Source organism: Stenotrophomonas daejeonensis (genome assembly GCF_001431505.1).
GTDB classification, from domain to species: Bacteria; Pseudomonadota; Gammaproteobacteria; order Xanthomonadales; family Xanthomonadaceae; genus Stenotrophomonas; species Stenotrophomonas daejeonensis.
Map to the genome: position 1 here is coordinate 1 of NZ_LDJP01000067.1, position 7,812 is coordinate 7,812.

Sequence of the window (7,812 nt, forward strand, 5' to 3'; positions counted from 1 at the left end):
GGTGAGGGGCAATGGAGTCCCGATGGTCCAATCATCATGGACTTCGTTCGCCCCTCGTCCGCCCTTCGGGCACCTTCTTCCGGCGGGAGAAGGGAGAAGCGGTGCTCCTACAATGGCCGTAGTCTCTCCAAGGTCCCGGTGATGTCCGATACCGTTGTTTCCTTCCGCGGCCATGCCTTTGTCGGCGCGCCGCTGGACCGCGCCGATGCACTGCGCGACGACGCCGAGGCGCTGGCCCGGCTCTGGCCCGACGCGCGGGTATTGGTGCTCGACACCGACGGCACCGCGTTCGCCGATGCAACCGGCCAGCCGTTTTTGAGCAGCGGCCACGCGCTGGGAGGCGGGCCCGGCGCGGCCATCTTCCTCGGCCTGCAACAGGAGCAGGCGTGGTTCGTGGTCGAAGCGGCCACGGTCACGCTGCAGGCGCCGCAACGACTGGACCTGCGCCGCGCCGCGGCCGAGTGGCCGGCCGAGGTGGCGGGCATCTTCTGCTACGCGCGCGGCATGTCGTACTGGCATTCGCGCAACCGCTACTGCGGCGTCTGCGGCGGTGCGGTGGCCTTCGGCCGCGGCGGTTTCATCGGCCGCTGCGGGCAGTGCGGCACCGAGCATTACCCGCGGGTCGACCCGGCGGTCATCGTCGCGGTCGAGAACGGCGGCCGCCTGCTGTTGGGCCGGCAGGCGGCCTGGGCGCCGCGGCGCTGGTCGGTGCTGGCCGGCTTCGTCGAGCCGGGCGAAACCTTCGAACAGACCGTGGCGCGCGAGGTGTTCGAGGAAACCCGGGTGCGGGTGACCGGCGCGCATTACCTGGGCACCCAGCCGTGGCCGTTCCCGGGCGCGCTGATGGTCGGCTTCCACGCCGAGGCGCATGACGACGTGCCCACCGTGGATGGCGAGCTGGAGGACGCCCGCTGGTTCGACGTCGAGGAGGTCGGTGCCGCACTGCGCCGCCGCAGCGAGGGCGACGATGGCCAGGGCATCCTGCTGCCGCCGCCGATCTCGATCGCCAGTACCCTGGTCGAGCACTGGTACCGGCGGCAGCGGGCGTGAGCCCGGGCGACCGTCGGCGGATGCCGCAGGGCCTACAATCGGGGCGCGGAGGTAACCCATGTTCACTACCCTGGTAGCCGTGATCGCGGCATTGGTGCTGGGCCATCTGGCCCCGGCCGTGATGGCCGCCATGCGCGACTGGCATTGGTTCGGGCGCTGGCTGGCATGGCTGCAGGCGCAGGGCGGGTGGGCGCGCGGCCGCTTCGGCCTGCTGCCGGCGCTGGTGCCATTGCTGCTGCCGGTGGCCCTGCTGCAATGGCTGCTGGACGAGCGCCTCTACGGCCTGCCGTCGCTGTTGTACGGCATCGTCGTGCTGGTGCTGTGCTGGGGGCCGCGCGACCTGGACCGCGACGTCGAGGCGGTGATCGATGCCGACGATGCCGGTAGCCGCGCACAGGCGACCGCGCACCTGCGTGCGGCCGGTGGCAGCATGCGCGAGGACGCGGCGTCGCTGGTCGATGCGGTCATGTTCAACGCGTTGCGGCGCTGGTTCGCGCCGCTGTTCTGGTTCCTGCTGCTGGGCCCGTTCGGCGTGGCGGCATACCGGCTGCTGGCGCAGGCGGTGCAGGGGCCGCAGGCGGCGCGGTTGTCCGGCGCCAGCCACGAGGGCGGCAGCCGGGCGCTGGCGGTGCTGGAATGGCCGGTGGCGCAGTTGATGGCGCTGTCGATGGCGCTGGTGGGCAATTTCGACACGGTGTTTTCGGCATGGCGCCGCGCTGCCGGCAACCGCTGGGCGCTGGAGCTGGACTTCCTCGGCGAGGCGGCGCGCGCCGGTGTCGGCATGGAACTGGGCGAGGAGGCCGAGGAAGCGCGCGAGGCCGGCCTTGTCCCCATCGACGAGCGCTTCCCCGAGCTGCGCGACGCGATGAGCGTGGTGTGGCGGATGCTGCTGCTGTGGATGGCGGTGCTGGCGCTGATGATCATCGCCGGCTGGGTTGGCTGACTGCGGCTTCGATGCGGGCAGGCTTCGCATCGGCCCGGATTCGTAGGTGCCGGGCTTGCCCGGCACAGGGCTTTACCGGGAAGGCCGCATGCGGGGCAAGCCCCGCATCTGCGATGAAGCGGCGTTTTCAGCCCGGTGCGAGCGGAGTGAATGGATACCAAGGCATGTTGCGTGCGATCCGCGCCATGCAGGCAGGAAGGTGCCGGTTTGTCCGGCGCGCCACCGCGCATGGGGAAGTCGCCGCGCAAACGAGGCTTTTCAGCCCGGCGCCAGCAGGTTGAACGGGTACCACGGCAGATTGCGTGCAATCCAGAACCCGAACAGCACCACGCCCCACAGCCACGGCGAAGCCAGCAGCGTGGCGAATGGGCGCAGTGCTGCTGGCTTCCAGCCGGCATGCCAGGCGGCGACCGGGGGCACCAGCGCAAGCAGGCTGGTCGCCAGCACGTTCATGCGCAGGGCGGTGGCGAGGTCGCCGTGCACCAGTGCGTGCAGGGCGCGGGTGATGCCGCAGCCGGCGCAGTAATGGCCGGTCAGCGTGAGGAAAATGCAGGGCGGGAAGGGATTGCCCGGCAGGTTGGGGTCGAAGGTCCGCAGGGCCCAGATGCCGACACCGGCCGCCAGGGCGGCGGCCGGTAGTGCAGCCAGGAGCAGGGTGCGCCTTGGGGGCATCAACGGGTGGCTTCGATCTGCTGGCGGATTTCCTCGATCCGCTCCATGTAGCCTTCGGTGCCGCCCATGAAGGCCAGCGAGATGAAGAAGGCCAGCACGCCGAGGATCAGGAAGCCGGTGGTCACCCAGGCCCAGATCCTGGCGTTGCGCGAGGCCTGCTCCGCGCCGGCCACGTCGCCGGCATTGAGCCGCGCGTTGACCTTGGAGGAGAACACGATGGCGACGATGCCGGTGATCAGGCCCGGGAAGTTCCAGCAGGCGATGCAGCAGACCAGGAAGTTGAACACCGTGACCAGGATCGACCACAACAGGTGGTTGGGAACGGGCTTGGCGGTGTTGAACGAGGAAGGGGAGGGGGGCACTGCGCTCATCGGGAAGGCTCCGGTTGGTTTGGAAGTGGGGTCAGCGGGTCTTGCAGGCGTTGGCCGCGGTCAGCGACGAGATGATCATCGTGGCTACCCAGCACAGCGGCCCGGTGATGAAGCCGATGAACACGAAGCAGAGCAGGAAGTTGACGAAGGCCACCGCCCAGTAGCCGAACATGATGATCAGCCCGGTGCCGACGTTGCCGGCGTACATGTGGCCGATGCCGAACACCTGGAAGATGCCGGGCAGGGCCTCCAGCAACGCGGCGGTGCCGCCGGATTTCGGCGGGTAGTGGTGGTGATGGTGCACCTGCTGCGGCGCCACGACGGGCGTGGGCGGCGGCGGTGGCGTGGTGTTGTCCATGTTTTCCCCTTGTCGGTGTCTGCGTGGCGTGTCCATCGCGACCGTGGCGCTAGCGTAGCCAGTGGCCGGGTGTGGCTTCAAGCATCGTCGCCGCGCAGTGCGCGCACCGCGGCCTCCAGTTGCGCCGCGTCGGTGGCGGCGCCATCGACGGCGGTGCCGGCGACGACTTCGACATTGGCGCGGAAGCGGCGTGGCACGCGCATCCGCCCCAGCCGGCTGTCGCGCCGGCTCCACATGCTGGCCCACATGCCCTTGAGCGCCATCGGTACCACTGGCACCGGGCGCCGGGCGAGGATCTTCTCTACCCCGGACCTGAATGCGGCGATGCCGCCGTCGCGGGTCAACGCGCCTTCGGGGAAGATGCAGACCAGCTCGCCCTCGGCCAGTGCCGCGTCCACCGCGTCGAAGGCGCGCTGCATCAGCCCGGCGTCCTCCTTCGGGCTGGCGATGGGAATGGCCTTGGCGGTGCGGAAGATCCAGCGCAGCACCGGGATGTTGAAGATCCGGTAATACATGACGAAGCGCACCGGGCGCGGCACCACCGCCGCCAGGATCAGCGCATCCATGTAGCTGACGTGGTTGCAGACCAGCAACGCCGCGCCCTCGTCGGGCACATTGGCCTCGATGCCGCGCACGCGCAGCCGGTACAGCGTGCGCACCATCAACCAGCTGAGGAAGCGCATCAGGAACTCGGGCACGATGCTGAAGATCCAGATCGCCACCAGCGTGTTGGCGATGGCCAGCGCGAGGAACAGCTGCGGGATGCTCAGGCCGGGCATCGGCACGGTGTGGCCGAACAGCGTCAGTTGCTTCAGTTGCAGCAGCAGGCCGATGACCGCGGCCAGCACGATGAAGCCGGAGTTCTGGATGTTCAGCGCAGCGAACACGCGCGACATCTCCGATTTCGGCGTGCGACTCTGGATCAGCGCGAACAGCGGCACCACGAAGAAGCCGGTGAACAGGCCGATGCCGAGCAGGTCGACGATGATGCGGGCGCTGCCCGGCTGCTGCACGAACTGCGCCAGCGAAAGGCCTTGCGCGGTGGCGGTGCCGGCGCGGGCGAAATACAGGTCGAGCAGGAATGCGCTGATGCCGAACGCGCCCAACGGCACCAGGCCGATTTCGACGGTGCGCGCCGACAGCTTCTCGCACAGCAGCGAGCCGGTGCCGGTGCCGATGGAGAACAGTGCCAGCGCGAAGATGTAGAGCGTGGGTTCGCCGCCGAGGTTGACCACCGCATAGCTGGGCAGCTGCGAGGTCAGCACGGTGCCGACGAACCAGAACCACGACACGCCGAGGATGGCGTTGCGCACCGCCTTCTGCTTCTTCGCCAGCCGCAGCACCGCCAGCGATTCGGACAGCGGGTTCCAGCGGATCTTCAGCTCCGGCGCGCCGGCGTCCACGCGCGGCATCATCCGTGCGGCGGCGTTGCCGGCCAGCGCCAGCGCGATGATCGCCACCGCCGCGACGACCGGGCCGTGGCTGCCGGCCAGCACGAACACCAGGCCGCCGGCGATCATGCCGGTCAGGATCGACAGCGAAGTGCCCATCTCGACCAGGCCATTGCCGCCGGTCAGCTCCTCCGGCTTGAGGATCGACGGCAGCACCGAATACTTCACCGGCCCGAACAGGGTGGATTGCAGGCCGGTGCAGAACAGCGCCAGCAGCAGCACCGGCATGTTCTGCAACAGGAAGCCGACGGCGGCCAGCGACATGATCGCGATTTCCATCATCGTGGTGATGACGATCAGCCGCTGCTTCTCCAGCTTCTCGGCGATCTGCCCGGCCAAGGCCGAGAACAGGAAGTAGGGCAGGATGAACAGCGCCGGCGCCAGGTTGGTGTAGAGCGTGCGCTCGGCGGTGCCGACGCCGAGGTAGAACAGCAGGCCGATGATCGCCTGCCGGTAGATGTTGTCGTTGAACGCGCCCAGCGACTGGACGATGAAGAACGGGAGGAAGCGGCGCTGCTTCAGCAACGCGAACTGGTTGTGGCCGGCCATCGGGTCTCCTTGCGTTCTGCGCGGCACCTTAGCAGGAGTCCCGGGTTGGCAGGAGGGTAGGTCGGGGTCACGCCCCCGACGTCTTGATGCCAAAGCCCGTCGGGGGCATGGCCCCGACCTACGTGGCGTTGCCGACGGCTTCGGCCGCCGCCGCGCGCAGCTTCGGCAGCAGCCGCAGCATCAGCGCCAGCTGGGTGCGCACCAGCCGCGGCTTGTCGTCGATGTCGTCGGGCAGCTGTTCCAGCGCATCGGCCAGCGCCACCTCGTCTTCCTGCGGCGTCGCCGGCTGGCGTTGCTCCAGCGCGTCGGCCAACTGCGCCAGCGACTGCCGCAACTGCCGGTGGCCCTGCTCGATCAGCGGGTCGCCTTCGACCGCCGCCGCCTGCGCGCGGTGCGCGCCCAGCGCCGACAGGTAGCCGAGCAGGGTGTTGGACAGGGCCAGGAAGCGGAAGCCGGCGTCGAGGTTGCCGCGTGCGTAGCTGGGCTCGCGCAGCATGTTGGACAGCGCCACCGACAGCGCCACGTCGGCGTTGTGCATGTCGCGGCGGGCGACGCGGTAGGGCAGGTCGTCGCGCATGCCGCTGCGGTACTGGCCCAGCACCGCGTCCAGGTAGCCGGTGCAGGTGGCCGCCACCTGCGCCATCACCCGGTGCAGGCGCCGGCCCTGCCAGTCGGGCAGGACCAGCAGCGAGGCCGCCACCGCGATGGCGCCGCCGATCAGCGTGTCCAGCAGCCGCGGCCAGATCAGCACGAAGCCGTCGTCGCCGAGCAGGTTGAAGCACAGCAGCGCCATCAGCGTGATCGCGGCGGTGGCGATGACGTAGCGCTCGTTGCGGGTGACGAAGAACAGCAGCGCGGCGGCCAGCGCCAGCAGCAGTTGCAACGCGGTGCCCGGGAACAGCTGCATCAGCGCCCACGTCACGCCCAGGCCGAGCAGCGTGCCGGCCACGCGCTGCACCAGCCGCAGCCGGGTGGCGCCGAAATGCGGGCGGCACACGAACACGATGGTCAGCAATATCCAGTAGCCGTTCTGCGGGTGCACCAGCTTGAGCAGCGCGTAGCCGGCGGTCAGCGCCAACGCGATGCGCACGCCGTGGCGGAACAGCAGCGAGCCGGGGGTCAGTGCCTGGCGCAGGCGCGTGGCCATTTCGCGCAGGGTGTGCGGCGAGGAGTCGCGGAGGCGGGTGTCGATGCCTTCCAGCGGGGTGTCGGCCAGCGAGGCCTCGGACAGCTGCCGGGCGATGTTGGACAGGTTGGTTTCCAGCAGCTGCAGCGAGCCCAGCAGCCGCCAGCGCGGGTCGGGTTGCCCGCGCAGGTAGCGCAGCGACTGTTGCAGGTCCTGCCCGGCCTGCCGGCACTGGTCGCCATAGTCGAACGGCTGGCGCAGGCGGATGGCCTGGCCCAGCGCGGCGCAGGCCTGGCCCTGCAGGGTCAGCAGCCGGCGGCAGCGGTACAGCACGTCGCTGTGGAAAAAGGCCTCGGTCAGCGCTTCGTAGGGGTAGTGCGAGGAGCTGGCGCGCTCGTGGAAATCCTGCGCCATGTAGTACAGGCGGAAGTACAGGCCGGACTGCACGCCCGGCCGACCGGAGCGGCCGAAGCGGCTGAGGATGGCGGTCTTGGCGGCGTCCAGCGCCTGCACCACGCGCACGTTCTGCTCGGCCAGCGCCAGTTGCCGCGCCTCCAGCCCGCCATTCCGCACCGGCTCGAACAGGTCGGCCTTCAGTTGCAGGTAACGGCCCAGTTCGGCGTACAGCCGCGCCAGCCGCTCGCGCACCGGGCGGTTGGCGAACATCACCGTCCACAGGATCGACAGCAGGCCGTACCAGGCCGCGCCGGCCAGCAGCAGCCAGGCCTCGCGCCAGGCCTGCGCGGCGTCGGCGTCCGGCTGCTGGTCGAGGGCGACCATCATGTAGATCGCCAGCGTCACCGTGGCCTGGCCGATGGAGGCGTAGCGTTCGCCGAGCGCGCCGAGCAGGGTCAGCGCGAACGCGGCCAGCGCCAGCGCGGCGACGAAGGCCAGCGGCATCGCGAACAACTGGATCACCGCCGCCGCCGCGACGACGAAGCACAGCAGCGATAACAGCACCGCCTTGGCGCGGCCGCGGCCGTTGTCGTCGGTCTCGGCGATGGCGCTGGCGATGATGCCGAGGAACAGCGACGGCAGCGGCAGCAGGTCGCCGCGGTACCAGCACGCGGCCAGCACGGTGGACAGCGCGACGAACACGCGCAACCCGTAGCTGGCCTTTTCGTGGGCCCAGAGGCGGGTCAACAGACGTTCGGAGGAGCGCATGCCGGGGCGGAAGATTGCAGGACGGGGGGGTGCCAGATTGCAGTGCGAGGCATTGCGGGGGCAAGCGCGTGATGGTGCGGGGAGGGAGGGGCTTCCGGAGAGCGGGTAGGTCGGGGCCACGTCCCCGA

Annotated in this window: 7 protein-coding genes; 2 read left to right on the plus strand and 5 right to left on the minus strand. The window is 69.7% G+C overall.

The features are described from left to right. The first annotated feature begins 141 nt into the window (after positions 1–141). A complete protein-coding gene (nudC, locus tag ABB34_RS11240; RefSeq protein WP_057641420.1) occupies positions 142–1,050 on the plus strand; it encodes an NAD(+) diphosphatase in 909 nt (302 codons plus the stop codon). A gap of 58 nt (positions 1,051–1,108) precedes the next feature. Further along, the gene (gene ampE / locus ABB34_RS11245) at positions 1,109–1,993 is read left to right on the plus strand and encodes a regulatory signaling modulator protein AmpE (protein WP_057641421.1); all 885 of its coding nucleotides are present in this window, start codon (positions 1,109–1,111) and stop codon (positions 1,991–1,993) included. A gap of 258 nt (positions 1,994–2,251) precedes the next feature. Here ampE and ABB34_RS11250 read toward each other — a convergent pair whose 3' ends face one another. From ABB34_RS11250 to yccS, 5 genes are all read right to left on the minus strand, one after another. Then, entirely contained in the window at positions 2,252–2,665 is a 414-nt protein-coding gene (locus ABB34_RS11250) for a DUF2752 domain-containing protein (protein ID WP_057641422.1), read from the minus strand. Continuing rightward, positions 2,665–3,036, minus strand: a complete 372-nt coding sequence (locus tag ABB34_RS11255) for a CD225/dispanin family protein (RefSeq protein ID WP_083490171.1) — start codon at positions 3,034–3,036, stop codon at positions 2,665–2,667. The genes ABB34_RS11250 and ABB34_RS11255 overlap by 1 nt, the downstream gene beginning before the upstream one ends. A 31-nt stretch (positions 3,037–3,067) precedes the next feature. Then, on the minus strand, positions 3,068–3,394 hold the full coding sequence (locus ABB34_RS11260; protein ID WP_057641423.1) for a hypothetical protein: 327 nt from the start codon (positions 3,392–3,394) through the stop codon (positions 3,068–3,070). 77 nt (positions 3,395–3,471) lie between these two features. Next, entirely contained in the window at positions 3,472–5,394 is a 1,923-nt protein-coding gene (locus tag ABB34_RS11265; protein ID WP_057641424.1) for an MFS transporter, read from the minus strand. 118 nt (positions 5,395–5,512) lie between these two features. Then, positions 5,513–7,684 carry a YccS family putative transporter gene (gene yccS, locus ABB34_RS11270; RefSeq protein ID WP_057641425.1) on the minus strand — a complete coding sequence of 724 codons (2,172 nt, stop codon included), beginning with the start codon at positions 7,682–7,684 and terminating at the stop codon, positions 5,513–5,515. Between the last annotated feature and the right edge of the window lie 128 nt (positions 7,685–7,812).

Bases quoted from the DNA above. Each gene is read 5' to 3' on its own strand.
- ABB34_RS11255 (WP_083490171.1), bottom strand. From the start codon at position 3,036: ATGAGCGCAGTGCCCCCCTCCCCTTCCTCGTTCAACACCGCCAAGCCC.
- ABB34_RS11250 (WP_057641422.1), bottom strand. From the start codon at position 2,665: ATGCCCCCAAGGCGCACCCTGCTCCTGGCTGCACTACCGGCCGCCGCC.
- nudC (WP_057641420.1), top strand. From the start codon at position 142: ATGTCCGATACCGTTGTTTCCTTCCGCGGCCATGCCTTTGTCGGCGCG.
- ABB34_RS11260 (WP_057641423.1), bottom strand. From the start codon at position 3,394: ATGGACAACACCACGCCACCGCCGCCGCCCACGCCCGTCGTGGCGCCG.
- ampE (WP_057641421.1), top strand. From the start codon at position 1,109: ATGTTCACTACCCTGGTAGCCGTGATCGCGGCATTGGTGCTGGGCCAT.
- ABB34_RS11265 (WP_057641424.1), bottom strand. From the start codon at position 5,394: ATGGCCGGCCACAACCAGTTCGCGTTGCTGAAGCAGCGCCGCTTCCTC.
- yccS (WP_057641425.1), bottom strand. From the start codon at position 7,684: ATGCGCTCCTCCGAACGTCTGTTGACCCGCCTCTGGGCCCACGAAAAG.